19 protein-coding genes and 1 pseudogene are annotated in these 17,692 nt (G+C 55.6%); 15 read left to right on the forward strand and 5 right to left on the reverse strand.

All coding sequences use genetic code 11. The features are described from left to right. Window positions 1-3: 3 nt before the first annotated feature. The 7 genes from ASG03_RS03070 to ASG03_RS03100 all read left to right on the forward strand — a co-directional run bounded on the left by ASG03_RS03070 (window position 4) and on the right by ASG03_RS03100 (window position 6,494). On the forward strand, window positions 4-321 hold the full coding sequence (locus ASG03_RS03070; RefSeq protein ID WP_162241354.1) for a helix-turn-helix domain-containing protein: 318 nt from the start codon (window positions 4-6) through the stop codon (window positions 319-321). Between the two features lie 7 nt (window positions 322-328). Next, on the forward strand, window positions 329-640 hold the full coding sequence (locus ASG03_RS03075) for a hypothetical protein (protein ID WP_062692100.1): 312 nt from the start codon (window positions 329-331) through the stop codon (window positions 638-640). 216 nt (window positions 641-856) lie between these two features. Next, window positions 857-1,444 carry a hypothetical protein gene (locus ASG03_RS03080; RefSeq protein WP_062692102.1) on the forward strand — a complete coding sequence of 196 codons (588 nt, stop codon included), beginning with the start codon at window positions 857-859 and terminating at the stop codon, window positions 1,442-1,444. A 138-nt stretch (window positions 1,445-1,582) separates the two neighbouring features. After that, entirely contained in the window at window positions 1,583-1,840 is a 258-nt protein-coding gene (locus ASG03_RS21300; RefSeq protein ID WP_156381706.1) for a hypothetical protein, read from the forward strand. A gap of 128 nt (window positions 1,841-1,968) precedes the next feature. Beyond that, entirely contained in the window at window positions 1,969-2,394 is a 426-nt protein-coding gene (locus ASG03_RS03090) for a TadE/TadG family type IV pilus assembly protein (protein WP_062692106.1), read from the forward strand. Further along, a complete protein-coding gene (locus tag ASG03_RS03095; protein ID WP_082475506.1) occupies window positions 2,394-4,127 on the forward strand; it encodes a pilus assembly protein TadG-related protein in 1,734 nt (577 codons plus the stop codon). The genes ASG03_RS03090 and ASG03_RS03095 overlap by 1 nt, the downstream gene beginning before the upstream one ends. A gap of 15 nt (window positions 4,128-4,142) precedes the next feature. Next, window positions 4,143-6,494, forward strand: coding sequence for a bifunctional diguanylate cyclase/phosphodiesterase (locus tag ASG03_RS03100; protein ID WP_082475507.1), 2,352 nt, complete (start codon window positions 4,143-4,145; stop codon window positions 6,492-6,494). Between the two features lie 183 nt (window positions 6,495-6,677). On the opposite strand, the gene ASG03_RS21305 is transcribed toward ASG03_RS03100, so the two are convergent. Together ASG03_RS21305 and ASG03_RS03105 are read right to left on the reverse strand one after the other, a co-directional pair. Next, complete coding sequence (locus ASG03_RS21305) at window positions 6,678-6,848, reverse strand: hypothetical protein (RefSeq protein ID WP_156381708.1); 171 nt, start codon at window positions 6,846-6,848, stop codon at window positions 6,678-6,680. Between the two features lie 107 nt (window positions 6,849-6,955). After that, entirely contained in the window at window positions 6,956-7,156 is a 201-nt protein-coding gene (locus ASG03_RS03105; protein ID WP_156381709.1) for a hypothetical protein, read from the reverse strand. Window positions 7,157-7,400: 244 nt separating this feature from the next. On the opposite strand from ASG03_RS03105, the gene ASG03_RS03110 reads away from it, so the two are divergent. Further along, entirely contained in the window at window positions 7,401-7,628 is a 228-nt protein-coding gene (locus ASG03_RS03110; RefSeq protein ID WP_156381710.1) for a hypothetical protein, read from the forward strand. A gap of 86 nt (window positions 7,629-7,714) precedes the next feature. On the opposite strand, the gene ASG03_RS03115 is transcribed toward ASG03_RS03110, so the two are convergent. Further along, on the reverse strand, window positions 7,715-8,080 hold the full coding sequence (locus ASG03_RS03115; protein WP_062692115.1) for a response regulator: 366 nt from the start codon (window positions 8,078-8,080) through the stop codon (window positions 7,715-7,717). Between the two features lie 629 nt (window positions 8,081-8,709). Between ASG03_RS03115 and ASG03_RS22205 the strand changes: the two genes are divergently transcribed. Further along, a complete protein-coding gene (locus tag ASG03_RS22205) occupies window positions 8,710-9,042 on the forward strand; it encodes an ArsR/SmtB family transcription factor (protein WP_082475508.1) in 333 nt (110 codons plus the stop codon). A 319-nt stretch (window positions 9,043-9,361) separates the two neighbouring features. Here ASG03_RS22205 and ASG03_RS03120 read toward each other — a convergent pair whose 3' ends face one another. Continuing rightward, complete coding sequence (locus ASG03_RS03120) at window positions 9,362-9,574, reverse strand: hypothetical protein (protein WP_062692116.1); 213 nt, start codon at window positions 9,572-9,574, stop codon at window positions 9,362-9,364. Between the two features lie 603 nt (window positions 9,575-10,177). Between ASG03_RS03120 and ASG03_RS20920 the strand changes: the two genes are divergently transcribed. From ASG03_RS20920 to ASG03_RS03135, 4 genes and pseudogenes are all read left to right on the forward strand, one after another. After that, window positions 10,178-12,829, forward strand: coding sequence for an EAL domain-containing protein (locus ASG03_RS20920; protein WP_162241355.1), 2,652 nt, complete (start codon window positions 10,178-10,180; stop codon window positions 12,827-12,829). A gap of 357 nt (window positions 12,830-13,186) precedes the next feature. Further along, complete coding sequence (locus tag ASG03_RS22210) at window positions 13,187-13,678, forward strand: ArsR/SmtB family transcription factor (RefSeq protein ID WP_082475510.1); 492 nt, start codon at window positions 13,187-13,189, stop codon at window positions 13,676-13,678. A 641-nt stretch (window positions 13,679-14,319) separates the two neighbouring features. Further along, window positions 14,320-14,901, forward strand: coding sequence for a DUF1349 domain-containing protein (locus ASG03_RS20930; protein WP_082475511.1), 582 nt, complete (start codon window positions 14,320-14,322; stop codon window positions 14,899-14,901). Between the two features lie 128 nt (window positions 14,902-15,029). Continuing rightward, window positions 15,030-15,356: pseudogene (locus ASG03_RS03135) on the forward strand (integrase core domain-containing protein); the annotation flags it as partial. Window positions 15,357-15,434: 78 nt separating this feature from the next. Here ASG03_RS03135 and ASG03_RS03140 read toward each other — a convergent pair. Next, a complete protein-coding gene (locus ASG03_RS03140; protein ID WP_244475140.1) occupies window positions 15,435-16,172 on the reverse strand; it encodes a response regulator transcription factor in 738 nt (245 codons plus the stop codon). A gap of 740 nt (window positions 16,173-16,912) precedes the next feature. On the opposite strand from ASG03_RS03140, the gene ASG03_RS03145 reads away from it, so the two are divergent. Both ASG03_RS03145 and ASG03_RS03150 read left to right on the forward strand, forming a co-directional pair. Next, window positions 16,913-17,179: a DUF6894 family protein gene (locus tag ASG03_RS03145; RefSeq protein ID WP_062692121.1), complete on the forward strand. Its 267-nt coding sequence runs from the start codon at window positions 16,913-16,915 to the stop codon at window positions 17,177-17,179. 193 nt (window positions 17,180-17,372) lie between these two features. After that, a complete protein-coding gene (locus tag ASG03_RS03150) occupies window positions 17,373-17,609 on the forward strand; it encodes a DUF6894 family protein (protein ID WP_062692122.1) in 237 nt (78 codons plus the stop codon). Window positions 17,610-17,692 lie beyond the last annotated feature (83 nt).

A 17,692-nucleotide genomic window follows, 5' to 3' on the forward strand; every position in this document is an offset into this window, starting at 1 on the left:
GCGATGAAGAAGCCAGCAGAAGTGCTTCAGCTACTGACCACCAAAGAGGTCGCCACCCTGCTGGCCATGTCGACCAAGACTCTACGCGATCTTGTCCGCAACGGCGAGATCGCCTTCATCGCTATAGGCAATGGCACGGTGCGGCAGCGCATGGCGTTCCATCCACGAGACATCGAAGACTTCGTGAACCGGCGGAGGATGCGGGACGCACCCGTCAGCGGGGCCAAGACGCAGAATGTGGCGGCCGCACATAGTGGTATGGGTGGAGATTTTATGGCGAACGTTGATCGCCTGATCGCCGAGACTAAACGGAAGCGTTGAGCCAATCATGACAGACCCCCTCGCCTCACTCCCCATGTTCGCAACCGACAAGCAGATCGCAGTGGCGATCGTGGGCAAGGAGCGAGCAGATCTGTATGTGAAAACGGTCATCCCGCAGCTCATGAGAAAGGGCTTTCCGCACATTGACCCGCTGCATGACGGCCGGCCCGTCCCATTGGTGCGGAAGTTCTATGACGGATACTTCGGGATCACGGCTGGGTTCGCAGCGACAGCGCCAGATGGTGAAGAGCGGCTGGGGCAGTGGGTGGGGAGGAGGGTGAACCGCGCTACAAAGCAAAAAAGCACCCTCGCCGGCTAGGGCAAGGGGGCGTGATGTGGGATCCAGATCCCAACGTTGCGAACAGCGCAGCCTTCGCCCAAACTTAGCAATTGTCAGAACATCGACTACCGGCCAGTCTCCTCCGTTTCATTCCGTCCAGCCAAACGGTCCGCAATCGAGCCGCCACAAGACATTTGTAATAGATCGTGGCACGCTCTTGATCCGCCGAAAACGAGGCCTGCCTGGGATCTTATTATGACCATATCGAAGCTTGATGCCGCGCGACGGCAGCTACTGGCAGCCATACATATTCAGTGGTTTTTGAATGAGCCGCTGGCCGCTTATCAGCTTGCCAGCAATGCCAGTGAGATCTGCGATCAACTGCTGAAACGCACTGGAAAAATAAGGATGCGGAAGAAGTTCGTTGAGGTGCACGGCTCTACTGAGAAGCAGATAAACGACACCTCCAATCGTCCTCGAAATTTTGCCAAGCACGCGAACAGCGATCCAGATGCCCTTCTCGACGACATCACGGATCTTGATGCGGAGACGATCATTCTGGTTGCCTGCCTCGACTATTCTGTCCTGGCTGGGAAGTCGCCCATCCCCGTTGGCCTCTTCATCACATGGTTTGCTGCCGTCTATCCAGAGAAGACAGGTTGGTTTTTCAAAAAGGAAGCCGATGATTGGTTTCCGCATCTATCGACGATGGAGCGCGCCGAGCAGATAGCAGCGTCTCGGGCAGCCGTTCGTAAGCCGCCCGAGAGCGCAGTTCTAAACAGCCGAAGGACTGAGCTTACTGACAATTCGAGATGGGTAGAGCTTCGAAGGAGCATTAAATGAACTTGCCTTCGGTAGCTATATACAGCTTGGGAAGCTTCGAAAACTTTTAAGCTTTGCAAGGTGGCGTGTCACTATGCAGCTTGTTACCGTCCATGCATTCATCATGATCACCGCGAGGACAGGAATAAAGAGAGCTCCATGGACGAACTTACTCAAGCCGACCACGCCGATGTTGATCTTCGAATCAGCAAGAGCGTCCTCCATTTTAACGAAGGCGTCGGAACAGCTTTATTTCTTCTACGAGCATCTTGTCAGGGAGACACTAAACGTCGCCGTGGAGAATTACTGAGGATGTTGCGCACGCCCGCAGAGTTTGCCCCACAATTGGGACTTGCCGCTGAAAACTCTCGGACATTTTCCCCTTCAGACCAATGTGCAGGTCCCGCCGCTTTATAAAACCGGAGATAGCAGCTTCCAAATCTCACCAAAACTAGTGAATGTGTCTTTAATACATCGTTAATAAATGAAGTGCAACCTAATGGCGCACCGAGGGGGCTCGGTCCGCAATAGACCGTGAGGTTGTGATGAATATTATGTCACGCTTTTCGCGCAACGCAGAGGGCGTTGCCGCAATCGAGTTCGCAATGCTGGCTCCGCTCTTCATCTGCATGCTTTTTAGCATGTTCGGGTGGGGCATATACTTCGGTGCTTGTCATTCTCTACAGCAGATCGCCGCGGATACAGCCCGTTCTGCTGTCGCGGGACTTTCACCCGCGGAGCGAACAAGCCTCGCGACAGGGTACGCGACGTCTCAGGCGACTGCAGGATACGCCTTGATCAACCAGGCACGGTTGATAGTTCAGGTTGCAGATGATGCGGCAGTTGCCAATCAGTTCACCGTCAAGCTCACCTACGACGCGAGTGACCTTCCGATTTGGAACCTGATGACCTTCGCGATGCCGAGCTCGACGATCGTCCGCTCCACGACCATCCGTATCGGTGGCGTGTGATGATGGGCTCGTTGTCGAAACTCGTTTCCAGTAGGGACGGCAACATCGCCGTCATGTCCGCGCTGGCACTTCCGGCCTGCCTCGGCATCGTCGCCGTCGCCGTCGACTACGGTCAGCTGACGCTCGAGCACCGACAGCTCCAGACTGTGGCGGACCTTGCCGCGATCGCCGTCGCCTCGGACATGGCGCATTCGGACGATGCACTCCTCGCCCATCTGGACAACAACGGCCTTGCGATGGTTCTCAAGACCCCGCAGGGATGGAAGTCGCCGAAAGGCGCCCTGCTTCCGGAAGGGACCGTCGCCGCGCCCACCGGGCGTGTCACGGTCGAAAAGGGACGCTACGCACCCGATCCAGCGCTTTCGCCCGACGAGCGCTTCAAGCCCGCCGCGCAGCTGGCGGATGCCGTTCGCGTCCATGTGCAGCAGCCGGGGACGCTGTTCTTCGCGGGCATGTTCACCGCTCCGCCGATGTTGTCGGCGACCGGGACCGCCGCGATATCGAAGACGGCCGCGTTTTCGATCGGGTCACGGCTCGCGAGCCTTCAAGGCGGCTTGCTCAACGCCATTTTAGGCAGAATGCTCGGCGCGAAGCTCACGTTCAGCGCCGTGGACTACCGCTCCTTGGCGGCGGCCGATATCGACCTTTTCCGCCTGTCGAAGGGATTGGCCACCGACCTCAACCTGACCGCCGCCACCTACGAAGACGTTCTCCAGACCGAGCTCACTATGCCTCAGCTCCTGAGCGCCGTGACAAAGTACGGCGGGGTCGCCGCGGGAGCGTCGGGCCTTGTCAGCGAACTCCGCAGGATCGTGCCCCCGGGCGGGGACAAGTTCACGCTCGGGCGCTTCGTCGACCTCGGTTCGAAGTCGCGTTTGAGGGTCGATGCAAAAAACGGCATCGCGATGAAAGTGGGCTTGCTCGATCTCCTGCAGTCGAGCGCGTCGGTGGCGAACGGGTCCGATCTCGTTTCCGTCCAGACGCAGGCTGCCCTCCCCGGCCTTGGAACCGTCGATCTCAATCTCGCCGTCGGCGAGCCGCCGGTCAGCGCGCCTCCGTACCGCATCGGAGAACCAGGCGAGGCGGTCAGAACGGCGCAGGTGCGCCTCTCCGCCACGGTCCGGATCGACGGGCTTGCCGAACTTCTTGGAACGAAGATCGTCCTGCCCCTCTATGTGGAGGTCGCACACGCCGAAGCGAAGCTCGCAGACATCCAATGCCACGGCGGCAAGCCCGACAACGCCACGGTGAGCATCGACGCCGCACCCGGCGTCGCGGAGGTGTCCATTGGCTCCGTCGACACGTCAGCCATGAAGAATTTCGGCTCGAAGCCGAGGGTGACGAGAACAAGGCTCGTCGATACGCCAGCGCTTGCGATCGACGGGATGTCGTCGACGACCGTCGGCGGCACGCAGCTCAAGAGGGTCACGTTTTCGCCGTCCGCCATCGCCAGCGGCATGACGAAGTCCGTGTCGAGCACGGGTCTCACGACATCGGCGACGCAGTCGCTCATCACGAATCTGGACCTTTCAGTCGAAGTGAAGCTGCTCCTCGGTCTGTCACTGACTCCGCCGAAAGTCCTGCAGGCGGCGCTGGCAAAGACTCTGGGCGCCGTTACTCCGAGTGTCGACGCGTTGCTCGACAGCGTGCTGGCGACGGCGGGAGTACGGGTGGGAGAAGCCGATATCCAGGTAACGGGCGTGGACTGCGCCAACCCCGTTCTCGTGCAGTAGGCGGAGGAGAACCTGATGTTCACCGTTCTGGACTGCGTCACCGACCGACACGACGCCGCGATCACGTCGGTCTCCGCCGTCATCGCCTCCATCGGAATGCTCGCCTTCTTCCATCTTTTGATGCGTGCGGAAGAAAACACCCACGCGCGCAGGCGAAACTGGCGCATTGTCGCGGCATGTTCGGCAGGACTGAGCGTCTGGGCTACGCATTTCGTCGCAATGCTCGCTTACCAAGGGAGTATCACCCTACACTTTGACCTTCTCCTCACTGCGTTTTCGGCCCTTATCGCCATCGTGGGCTTTTGGCTTGCTATCCAGGGTGGCTTCCAAGACGTTTACAGGCTAGCGACGTCCGCCGCTTTGATAACGCTTGCGGTAGCGGCGATGCATTTCGTCGGAATGGCCGGACTCGAGGCGGCAGCCCGGCTTCACTTCGAGTGGGCCGAGATCGCAGCAGGAGGCGCCATCGCGTTCGCCCTCTTCACTCTATGTCTTCTGGCCTTTAAGCACGTGCGGACCCGCATGCGCATAGTCCCTGCGGCTGGCTCGGCAGTGCTTGGCATCTGTGTCCTCCACTTCACCTCGATGGCAGCGACCGTCATCACGCCAGACCCTTCCATCGCCCTTTCGACGAAAGGGTCGGCGGACACCATCTGGCTGACCAGCTCCGTCGCGATGGTCACGCTGCTAATCCTTGCATCGTCCATCGTCGCCGTCGTCATCGACCGCCATCTCGTCGACCTGAAAGGCTTCGCCAACTCGACGCTCGACGGTCTGGCAATTGTACGGGATGGCGCGATCATCGAGGTCAACGCCAGGTTCGCCCGTCTCCTCGATCGGGACGCCGCCGCCCTCGTCGGCTTGCGGCCCGATGACCTCATGACCGCGTCGGACGGCCAACCGATAGACGCCGCACGGACGGGCACTCTGGAAGCAGTTCCCCTGTTGGGAGAAAAGGCCCGCGTTTTCGAAATCGCGGTCCATACCATAGAATACGGTGGACGACCCTCCCAGGTCATCGCGCTTCGTGATCTGACGGAACGGCGTACGGTACAGAAAAAGGTGGAGTATCTCGCCCGCCACGACATCCTGACCGGACTGACCAACCGATCGACGTTCCAGGACAGTCTGGAGATGCAGCTCGCCCATGGCGCTGAGACCGGAAAGCCATTCGCCCTTCTCGCCCTGGACCTCGACCGCTTCAAAGCCGTCAACGACCTCTTCGGTCACGCCGAGGGTGACAGAGTGCTCCGGGATGTCGCGGGCATCCTCAGGGCCTGCTGCCGCGGAGGCGACACGGTCGCGCGGATCGGCGGCGACGAATTCGTGATACTCACGTCGGAAGGGGTGGGTAACGTGAGCGCCGGAGCGCTTGCGGAACGCGTGCACGCGGCCTTCCGGGAGAGAATGAACGTCTCCATAGACCCGACGGCGGTGGGGGTCAGCATCGGGATCGCCGTTTATCCAAAGGATGGACTTGACGCGGACACGCTGACGCAGGCTGCCGACGTCGCGCTCTACCGAGCAAAGGCCGGCGGGCGGGGCATGCACGCTTTCTACGATCTCACGATGGATCAAGAGCGGCGCGACCGTCGCCTTCTGGAAGGCGACCTGCGCCAGGCGATTGCCCGAGACGAGCTTCATCTCGTGTTCCAGCCCATCGAGGCCCTGGAGCCTCGTCAAACTGTTGGATACGAGGCCCTGCTGCGTTGGACGCATCCGACGCGAGGCAATGTTTCTCCGGAGTTGTTCATACCGATCGCGGAGGAGAGCGGCATTATCCTCGCGATCGGGGAATGGGCACTTATGGAAGCTTGCAGGCAGGCTACCGACTGGAACCCGGCGCTCAAGGTCGCGGTGAATGTGTCCGCCATCCAGTTCCGGCTGGCGAACCTGGCTTTCGTCGTCGGCAGCATTCTGGATGTCACCGGGCTTGCCCCGCAGCGACTGGAACTTGAAATCACCGAGACCGCGCTCCTCAAGGACCGTGCCATGACACTCGATATCCTGACGCAGATCAAAGCGCTTGGCGTGAAAATCGTGATGGACGACTTCGGAACGGGCTACTCCTCGCTGAGCAACCTTCAGTCGTTTCCGTTCGACCGCCTGAAGATCGACCGGAGTTTCATAGCAGGCATGGCCACCGATCCCAATGCCCGTGCAATCGTGCGGTCGGTGGTCAGCCTCGGACGCTCGCTAGGCCTGCCCGTCACGGCGGAAGGCATCGAAACACCGGCCCAGTATCAGATCGTTATCGACGAAGGCTGCGCGCATGCTCAGGGATATCTGCTCGGGAAACCAGCGGCCGGACCGGAAAGGCGCATCGCGAGGTCTTCCGGACGGACGGCGTTCGCCGGCGGCAGATGACGGGGCCGCAGTGCTAAGCTCTTTGATGTTCTAGACGCAAAAGCCCGTAGCTCGTGCTACGGGCTCTGCAGTCTTGTTAGCACCTCGGAGATTGTAACCGGGCAACGGTACAGCCAATCTCCGAAGTGTCATTAACATGGTGAACTTAAGCGAAGCTATCCGAGCGGACGCGTTCATCTAAAATCACGCCGACCGCTCCGCCAACTCGTCGATCTCAGCATCATCTTCATCGCCGAGACCCTGCGCATGCATCAACGCCATGCCTATGAGATAAGCTAAGATGATATCCCCTGCTTGCCTTGCGAGGAGCTGAGCGGCGGTCAGATGTTCAATGCAGTATTCTCTCTCTTCCATGTTGTGTTTCCCGGATGGTCTGGGTTCAGGAAAACATAACGCACAAAGCTTGCGCAAGGCGTGTTAAACGCAACCCTAAAAATAGAGTTGCTGAAAATTGCAACTGCTTATTGCTGTTTCTGACGACCATCGGTGTTTGCATGGGGATCGACCCAACCACGGTCGAGACAGAACTGTTCAGCTGCCTGGAATGCGACACGTTGGGTGGGGTAAGGGCCCTGCAGGGTGTACTCTCGGCCGCGGAACGTTATCAGGACTGACTTCGAAAACACGTCGAAGAAGAATGCCATGCCGGCTTCATACCGCATTTTTGCCTCCGTCATTCAGGTGACAAATTTACCAAACAGCATTTCGTTCCCTCGTCATACAGATGGCAGGAGCTTGTCGAGAGGGTTTCAAGAGGAGCGCCCGTCTGGTTAGCAGGCTCGAAGTTAACTTTACTGGTAAGCATGTGATCGCAATGCATTTGCCAAGCTGCTCGTACTGTAGCGTAAGGAATGCAACCTACCTCTCAGCTAAAGCCCATTTATGCAAAATTACAGAATCGAAGTCATGCATCATGACGTCCTCCTCGCGACATCGGTGATGACACCGTCAGATTTGCGTTCGCTACTCGACATCACTGGACATCTGCTCGTTGCAACATTCGAAGAGTGGATCGAGGTGATCACTGCGGGAGCTGAGCCGCGAGAATTCTCACTCGATCCGGAGGGTTCCGTCATCTATCTCGTCACGCCAGTTGCTGAACAAGCGACACGCGGTACCCGGTTGCTGCATTAAAATTACTGGATCGCCGCCGACACAGTGATACGGGATGGGCCCCTTCAAAGATCCATCCATTAACTCAGCTCGACGCTTTCCTGATGTCAGGCACCGGCCACACTCCCTTCCAAAGCCTCGACCAGATCTTTGGCTGAGGCAGGTTTTAGCAGCCACCGTCCGCGACGGAAGCTTTCTCCCAACTCTTCAGCGGCCTCTTCCAAGCCTGAATAGACCACGAACGGCACATTCGCAGCAGCGAGATGTTCAGCCACTTCGTTGCAGACACCGTCTTGCAATTGGACATCGATCAGAGCGACATCGGGTCTCTCTTGTGCGAGGAAGTGCAGCGCATCACGACAGGTATGCAATAAGGTGATTCTGCCGAACCCGGCTCGCTCCAGAGTGTCTTCGATATCCAGAGCGATGAGAGGTTCGTCTTCGAGCACAAGGACGTTGAGCTTCGTAAGCATGGCTTATCCGCATCAAATGAAGGGTCCTCCGGCGGAAGACCACGCATTCGTATTCCGGTTTTCCGCAAAATCAATCGTTAATTTAACAAGGCCACATTCACAGCTCGATCGTCTGGGCTCTGTTGATAATTGATGAACTCAGAACTTCCCGGGGCGGACAATGGAAATAGCTGTCGTATGGACTGCCTCAATCGTTGGCACAATGTTCATCGCCTATACGCATCAACTCCCTTTGCTTCGTTGGTTCGTGCTGGGGATGTTTCGGGGACCGGCAGCTACTGTCGCTGCAGCCATCGCAGGAGCTGATGTGCAGTCTTGACTATCTACTGGCACTGCGTGAGCTTGCATTGGGATCATCGGAGCCTCCCATGTTCAATGAAGACGACTTTAAGACGGCGGATCGTATAGGCCGCATACTCGGTTTTACTTTGGCAATCGGGTCATAAGCGCTCGCCTTTTGGCCCCTTCTCAGGGAAACGATGGAAAAGGTTCTTTGCAGCCATAAGAGGTGGTGTCATAGGTAACGCGCAGCCGGCAACGCGGGATCGAAGGTCTGGGAGGACCAAAGGGACCGAGAAGAGCGCCTACCACGCTGCCGTTAAAGTGCATATCAAAGGTGAGCATACATCATGACGGAAGACCAGGCCGGGCGTGCAGCGAACATTCTTCGAGCAATCGCTAATCCCATGCGCGTCCGGATGGTGCAAGGCATGGCCAAGCGGGAGATAAAAGTCGGGGATCTGGCGAACATAATTGGGCTTTCTCCATCCGCGACTTCACAGCATTTGCTCATATTCAAAGCAGCAGGCCTTCTCGCTCAGAGACGAGACAAGCAATCTCAACACTGCAGGATCGCGCCATCTATGTCCAAAACCTTGCAGCAGCTGATCGCTGTAGGCGAAGAGCATGCACCGTTGATTGACCCAAAACGGAAACGCTCGAGAGGCCGCCCGGCTGGCTAAACCTATTTCGTTCGAGCTAGAATCATGGCAGATGAAGTAACCTCGCAAGAGGTTTGGGTGTGACAGTTTTTGCGAATGGGCTGTCGGACGGGAAATGTCTGCAAAACTTTACGGTCCTCGGAGGCTTACCTCTGGCACCCGCGCATTCCCATCGATCGCTACGTCCGATGCCTTTCACCCGTAAGATGGTGCGAGATCGAAATGCCACCTCCACCCCGCAGAACATAGCGCGGGGTGGTCCGGGTCGCGCCGCTTTCAAACCGTTGTACGCAGCACTTGTATTGTGAACATCATCGGGCGCAAAGCTGGCCAATTGCAGCTATTGTGCAGGTCGTGCCTTCAGCATTTTGCTGATAGTTTCCAATTTTTCCAGAACCGTGATGCTCTTAAAGACTTCAACTTGCTTAGAGTTGACGACAACTTCTGCAAACTCAATACGGGTTTCATCCTCGGTTGTCCGCCAAAAATAGGCAACTTTTCCGAAATCGACCACCGTGGTTATGTTGTTCTTCTGGGTGAGGACAAGCCACATTTAAAAAAACCCTTATCTAATATGCTTTTAACAGCTGACCATTAGTCGTGATGGGCACAGAGGTAAATAGCCTGGCCGTGCGCAGCCGCGCGTTCGTCGTGGGTCACCTCCGATTGATCTCTAGGGTGGACTTGGGGCCGCAAGTCTCACTACCTTCAGGCAGTGGATTTGGAACGCGCATGATCAAAAAAGACCCTGGCCATGTCGGTAGGCGTCGAGGCGCGAATGAATTATCGAGCAGACGGCCTCGTCTTCAACTTGATGACGAAAGTCGATTTAATGTAGGCGACCGGACTTTAAGCGCGAGGGACGTCGGTATTGGAGGTTGGAAAGCTTATCGCAAAGCACTATCATGTAATTGTTCCTTGGAGCAGCTTTCTGATGAAACGAACGCTTTGGATGACGTCCCCCACATTGGAACAGCCTAGGTAAGTGTTGGACGGGAACAAATTGCTAGCATCGAGACTGCAAAGCTAATCAGTCTTTAAATAAGTTTCTCCACTGTGCTTCCGTACAGGTGGAAGCGCTATGATAACTCGTCGCCAACGTAGCAGTAAACGCTCGCAAAAGTCGCCCGACTCGGTCGAGGCCAAGCGGCCACCAATGGCCCAAACCGCTATCGCTACGGCAGAATCGCTGCGAAAAGCGATATCGTCGAATGAGATATGGCCGGCATTTCAACCCCTCGTTGACATCCATAGCGGCGCAATTTTCGGTTTCGAAGTCCTTGCACGCTGGAGCACTGAAGATGGTAAGGCGATTGCGCCATGCGCCTTCATTCCAATTGCCGAGCGGAGTGACCTTATCAATGCGCTGACAAGCAAGATCGTGACCGACGCCTGTCGCCAAGCGGTGACTTGGCCAGGGTCCTTCGTCCTCGCGATCAACATCTCGCCCACTCAATTTCGCGACCCAAATCTTTTTCAGTTTCTGACCACGACGATCAGTGCGACAGGATTTCCGTTGAGCAGGATCCATGTCGAGATCACCGAAAGTGCTCTTCTGGAAGATGACGAGACTGTTAAGTCAACCATTCAATCCTTCAAGTCCGTTGGCATGGGCCTTGCCTTGGATGATTTCGGCACCGGGTTCGCGAGCTTGACCTGCTTGCATGGCTTTCCCTTTGACAAGCTGAAGATCGATATGAGCTTCGTGCGCTCGATGCAGCACGACAGTGGAAGCCGAAAAATTGTCGCTTCCGTCATCGGGTTGGGGCAGAGCCTCGGCATGACAGTCGTCGCAGAGGGTGTAGAAACGGATGAGCAGGCAGCGTTATTACGTCGTTTTGGCTGTGACGTCGGCCAAGGCTGGCTTTTCGGGAGACCGGCCGATGGTCAACAAACCCTTCGGCTTCTCAATTCCCGTGAGCAGCAGGCAATGCCGACACGGGCGGCCAACGCCTCGCTTTTCCATCGTGTCCACCAACTGGATGTGCTGTACAGCACAGCGCCGATAGGCTTCGCCTTTCTCGACCTGGATCTTCGTCACATCAGCGTTAATACCCGCTTTGCCCAGATGCTCGGTTTGACGCCGGACCAGATGGTCAATCGGACTGTCCACGACTTCATGCCCGGCAGAGAAGCGCGCCACGTCACCAGAGATCTTCAGCGAGTCCTGAACGGCGAAACCGTCACCGTAGAAGACTACCAGCCGATCGGGCATGAAAAAGAATTTTTCGTCATCAACCAGCGCGTGGACGATGATGCTGGCGAGCCGATCGGTATATCGGTGACGGCCATCGACATGACGGAGCGCAGGCGTATCGAAGCGGCGTTGATGGAAACGGAGGATCACGCGCGTTGGTCGATAGGGCTCAGTCCCAACATTCCCTGGTCGAGCGATGCCAGCGGTGTCGTCAATTTCATGGGTCCGACACCTGACACCTCCAAACTGACCACGGCTGATCGGATCGTCGATTGGTATGACCGCATGCATCCCGATGATCGGCTGCGCGTGAGGCAGGAGTGGCTGGAATGGCTGCCCACCGGGAACACGTTCGAAACCATGTTTCGGATGCGGCTTCAGGACGAGACCTGGCAGTGGATGCTGAGCCGGGCAAAGCCCCATGTCGACACCGGCGGCAAGATCCTAAAGTGGTTTGGCGTGATCACGGAGATTTCTGCAGAAGAAGAGTTCGGGGCAAAAAGTCCGCGCTATCGAACAATCCTAGAGATGGTTGAACGGTCGGCGGTGGTTGCCACTGGGGCCCCTCAGGATCCTGCCGTGCCTTCGGCAATAAGCTTTCATTCCAAGAAGCAATTTGATGCAAATCAAACAGCGCCTGCAGCTCAGGATCTGCCGACGGAACATCTTGTTTCCATGCTGATGCGTATGTTCGAGCTATCACCCATTGCCATGTCGATCACGACAAGCGGCGCGCGAACTTCCACCTATGTCAAGGTGAACGAAGCCTACTTGCGCCTCACAGGATTGAAATGGGACGACATCAAGGGCAAACGGCTGACCGACGAAGGCGCCGCCATCGATAATCCGGCACGAGATCGTCGACATCGGCTACTCGCGGAAGAAGGATCGTATCAGCTTGAAGAAGTAGATATCGCTCACGCTGACGGCACCATTGTTCCGACTTTGATTTCAGCGCAGCGCACAGTGATCGATAACATTTCGTTCGACGTCGAGATCATCCTCGACGTCTCGGCCCGCGTTAGGCAACAGCGTGAGATTGAACATGCCCTCAAGGCCTCGGCTCGTACGGACGCTCTGTCCGGCCTACCCAATCGCGCCGCGTTTGACGAGTTCCTTGCAGAGGCTGTTGCTCGAAACCTGCGAAACGACCGGAAACTCGCACTCGCGTTCATCGACCTCAATAAATTCAAGGCCGTCAACGATACCCTTGGACATTCCGCTGGGGATGAGGTTCTCCAAACGATAGCAAGTCGGCTCCGGGAAAGCTTTCGAGCAACCGATTTTATCGCGAGGATCGGCGGTGACGAATTCGTCGTGGTCCTAGATGTTGACCGCAAGCTGGCCGGTGACCTTCAGTCACAACTCCTGAAGACAATGGAACGCGTGTTCAAGCCCATACCCGTCAATGGACAAGTGACATCAACCGGGGCAGCTGTAGGGGTTACTTTCCTGCAAGCGTATGACACGGCCCTGTCATACGTCGAGCGCGCCGACGAGTATATGTATATTGCCAAAGCGACTGGAGAGCGTGTCGCTGTCGTTTGTTTCGGACAAATCCTTGATACCTCAATGCCTGTCCCGAAGAGCAAATATGTACCTAACTCGTAAGAACGGCCGTGAGATCTGATAATAGCGTGCGATACCCAACCTACTCCGCACAAAAAAATCACTACGAAGCTCGATAAGAAATAGCTGTATTATATTCTTGATGGCAGTGGCTGGCTTTGCTATTGACGCCTATGCCTGATCCTTATCAACAAGACGCTTACATAGTCCTTCATGACACTGACGATATGTGGTCAGTAGTCGACGCGCGATCCGGCCTTGCGCTGGTGGTTGATGGTGTGCCGATGGTCCTTCTCTCGCACGAGCAAGCCACCGTGCTGGCGACAGCTGCGAATCTAAGAGCGGCTCCTATCAAGCCCCACTGAGGACCTGATAACCCATGCGATTCAAGGATGATTAGTGACCGAAGATGAGGCGTATCGTGCTTCAGCCCTGCTGCGTGCCTTGCGTAATACCCAACGCATTAAAATCCTGAACGCCCTGCTCGAGACCGAACTTACGGTAGGACAACTAGCGGCAATGCTTGGTATTTCGCATACTTCAACTTGTCAGCATTTGGGCAAGCTGAAGTCGGCTGGCTTAATCGATCAGAGGCGACAAAGCCAGCGGCGGTATTGCTCACTTAGCCCATCTGCGTCTGAGTTTGCGCTGCAAGTGATTGCTATTGCCGCAAGCCAGACGCCGCCAGAACGCCTTAGGAGGAGACGGTCAATGAAGTCACGTGCTGCTCAACGTTCGATTGAGTCCCAGCGAGAATCATGCGACACAACTCTACCTCTATCGAGGTGCGGGTGTGACAGTTTTGCAAATGGGCTGTCGGGCGAGAAATGTCTGCAAAACTTGATCGTCCTCGGAGGCTTGCCTCCGGCACCTGTATTTCATCGGCGATGATCGTGGTTTCGCCATTACGCCCACGCGCCCGACACTTCGTGTCTGTGCCCCTTAGTTGCCCCTTGCGATGCGCGCTCCCAAGAACGATCGCCAGAAAAAACTGCTCGCCGCTCTTGCTACTTACGAGCTTAGAAGGGCGCCGAAGGGCGTGGGGTTGAAGACTGCTATCGTCGCCCGCGATCTGGGACTAGTCGAAATCGAAATGGATGGGCGTATTCCGTCTTACCGCCTTACCAAGGCCGGCCGCACGGAACGATTCAAAGAATGGTCGTACAGTGACGAGCCGGCAATGGACTGACTTCGTTGCTGTCAGCCGTCCCACTCCTCTCTTCTTCGCGCGGGCCACACCACTATTACCTGCGATTGATCTCGCGGTGGATGTGAAGCTCCTTGCGCACATGATCGAGCCGGGGGTGAAGCGCCACCCTGTGATGATGGTGCGGCGGCGTCTGCTATAGGACTGTAAGCGGACAGGCAGTTTTAGGAGATAGTGCCTCTGATGTGCTCGACGTCCATGAAGGCCCGAAGCGGACGTCACCTGTCAGACCCTGCCTGTTGGCGGCAATTCGGATCTTTGGGAACTACAGCTTTACGAAAGTTGAAGCTGATCAAGTCCGCTGGTTGTGTCATAGGAGACGCTGTTGCGAAGTCTTAGAAATGGAAGGTGGCTCAATGAGCCCACAAAAATAAATGCTTCGGATCCCGAACTTTCCGTAACAACTGACGCCAACACGGATTTTTGGCGAGAGACGCACTATGGATTTGTGCGAGACAGCGGCCACTTTTACGCATTCAAGGCCCAATGCGATTTCACTGCCCAGGTTCGAGTCCAAGCGAATTTTGAGCATCTTTACGATCAGGCTGGCCTCATGGTCAGGCTTGATGAAAGACGGTGGGTAAAGACTGGGATCGAATTCTCGGATGGATATGGCTTGCTCGGCAGTGTGCTGACGGATGAAGCCTCCGACTGGGCAACGGGGCGTTATGAAGGTAACCCATCAGATTTCTGGATAAGGGTGACCGTCCAGAACGGCGTTCTGAGGATACAAGCTTCACAGGATGGGCAAACTTGGCCACTGGTCCGCCTCTGTCTTTTCCCAAAAGCTGACCATTATCTCGTTGGGCCAATGTGCTGCACACCCGAACGTGAAGGCTTGGAGGTCAGATTTAGTGAGTGGCAATTGGGACCGGCCTTGGGCAAAGACCTTCACGACCTTACGTAGCCGTCATTTCTCTATACTGAAGCCGTAGCGTTTGATTCTGGCGCATGGGCGAGGAGCCTCGCTGAAAACGACGACCGCTTTGATGAACCACCAACGATGGCGGGTATAGCTGGTTTGAAGGCGCGACGCGGTTCGCTGCAACCCGAGCCCCGCACGCAATCGAGCATCTCTCCGGCAATGGTTCTGCTTACACCGCGAGGGACACGACGCTGTTTGCCCAGGCGTTCAATCTGACGCCTTGCTTCACGCCGATGGCCAGTCCGCAGTCGAACGGCATGTCGGAAGCCTTCGTCAAAACCCTGAAGCGGGACTATATCCGCATCGCAGCACTACCGGACGCCGAAACAGCGCTCCGGCTCATCGACGGATGGGTTGAGGACTATAACGAAATCCATCCCCATTCCGCGCTCAAGATACCTTCCCCTCGGCAGTTCATCAGGGATAAATCAAACTAGCCGACATGTCCGGTGAAACGGGGTGCACTCCAGATCCGAAAGTTGTAGCAACTCTGATACTCCGACTTCGTCGCGACTTCAGTCGTCGAACATTGCGGAGACCTTAAATATCACCTCAGTTCGGTTGCGTACCTGAAGCTTCTTCATGATGTTTCGGACATGCACCTTCACCGTGCTCTCCCGAAGATTAAGCTCATATGCGATGATCTTGTTGGGCTTACCTTTGTGCAGCGCATCAATGACATTGATCTCGCGGCTCGTGAAAATTTCACTACGCCGCTGATCTCTATCCGTAGAGACCGCGATTAGCTGGCGCAGCTCATCAAGATTATCGGCCGAGACAAAAACGCCACCAGCTACAGCCAGAGAAATCGCGCCAACGCAGACGGCAAGGCCGATCGCTGACGAGATATAGCCGTGAACGCCAAGTTCAAAAGCATGGATGACCTGCCGAATCTCTCTATTTACCGCAAGAAAGATTATAGGAATATCAGGATAGTCGGCGACCAGTTGCCGGACGTCCCGCCGGAGGGTAGTCTTACTGAAATCGTCGCGACCAATGTTAATAAGTATACCGACATAGGTAGTGTTTGCGGCGTTGCGCCACAGAGAGATCGTTGAAAACAGTTCAACGTTCATGCGAAGACCGTTCGCTACAAGACCTCGCGCCAGGCACTCCCGTTCCAGTGGCCGGTCATCGATGATAGCGAGCTTGGAAACCTCCATATCGCCTTGCAAGTCATCCAATCCACGCTGCGGGTAGTATGGCTGTAGCAGTGGTAAATGAGCGATAACTGAATTTGCGACGGGCATCATGTCCGCTCCAATTAATGACTGCACAACTGTGCCGAAACTTTGAAATCGATTTGAGACGACCCGGCGCGTACCTATGCGTATACTGTCCGCCATAGAGATTAAATGGCCCGCAAGGCGCCGCATGCGGGAGACGCCCACATCAAACAAGAATTGTATAGACTCAAATTACCCAAACTCTTTAGTTTTAGGACGTTCTCAACGTTACACGAAATCAACCAATTGTTAAGTGAAATTTTAAACTAAAGCGTTTGTATGTTTCATTTTTTGACTGCAGGTTTTATAAATCGTCGTTTTTTTGCAATCATAACAGTAGGAAATGCTGCCGCGTATAATGGCCATGCAAAAGATATCCCTGTCACTATTGCTATCTCCATCTACAAAGCGCACGACAGTTAATTGGAAGAGGTTCTTCCGTGCGTGGTCTCACGCAGGCTATAGACATTGGCCTTGAGATCAACGGGCATGAGGTTTTCGGTATCACGCGGTACTGCGACCCAATCACCGCTTCAGTCACTAGACAACGGCGAGTAAGGTTGCCGAGCGGGCCTTAGGCCATGAGCACGACAATGACAAAGCCTAGTTGCCAAGTGAACTCGGCCGAAATTTCCCGCGCCAAATGATTTGAGCGTCCGCGAGGAAATTTTTTACGTTACACGTCACATTGAGCTCGACCTTATCAAGCAGTTTATGCGCCGTTAATATCGGCTTTACTCAAAAGCTATCGCAGAAAGGGCCTAGAAATGGCCCGCTATTTTTTCCACGTTCGAAATGGCATTTTCGCTGTAGATCAAGTGGGACTGGATTTTGAGACGATTGAAGACGTCAAAATGGAAGCGCTGAGGGCCTTTTCTGAGATGATAAATGATGGCGAAATGAACAGCTGGATGGGCGACACGTGGGAGATGGTGGTTGTCGACCCGGAAGGGGTAGTCCAATTCGATCTGAGTTTCACGATCGAAGGACCAGCTAGCAAGTCGGTTACTTTACCTAAAAGCCTGCGTAACTAGCCTTGCAGCCCTTGGTGCTAGAACCTCTTACATCGATTGCCGCTTCCACCGCGCGGAACGAACGGCGTGAGTCAAGTCGCGCCGCATTGAGGCTATCACGGCGCAAAAAGAGCATGAAACCTCGCCAAATCATCTTGGGCTGGGAACGTTGGTGCCGTTAGGCTGTTCGGTGCGCTTACTGAACGGAGCCATCATGACCCACTACTACTTCAACATTCGGAGGCATGACGTTCTCGATCGGGATTTGGAAGGTGCCGAGTTTGCTACCTTCGAAGAAGCTTACGAGGAAGCATCTCAAGCTGCGCGGGAAATGCTCGCTGAGAAGGTGTTGGCTAATCACGTCATCGACGGCAGCTGCTTTGAAATCACCACCGAGGACGGTGCCGTCGCAGGCGAGCTTGCGTTCAGGTCACTTATCCGATTCACGTGACTTCGCATATGATCATGAATGGTCAGCTGTGATCGGTCGCGGCCTGCGTAAAGCTCTGCGCATAGCTCTATTGCCATCTTCAC

This window comes from Rhizobium sp. Leaf341, assembly GCF_001424325.1.
Lineage (GTDB): Bacteria > Pseudomonadota > Alphaproteobacteria > Rhizobiales > Rhizobiaceae > Ferranicluibacter.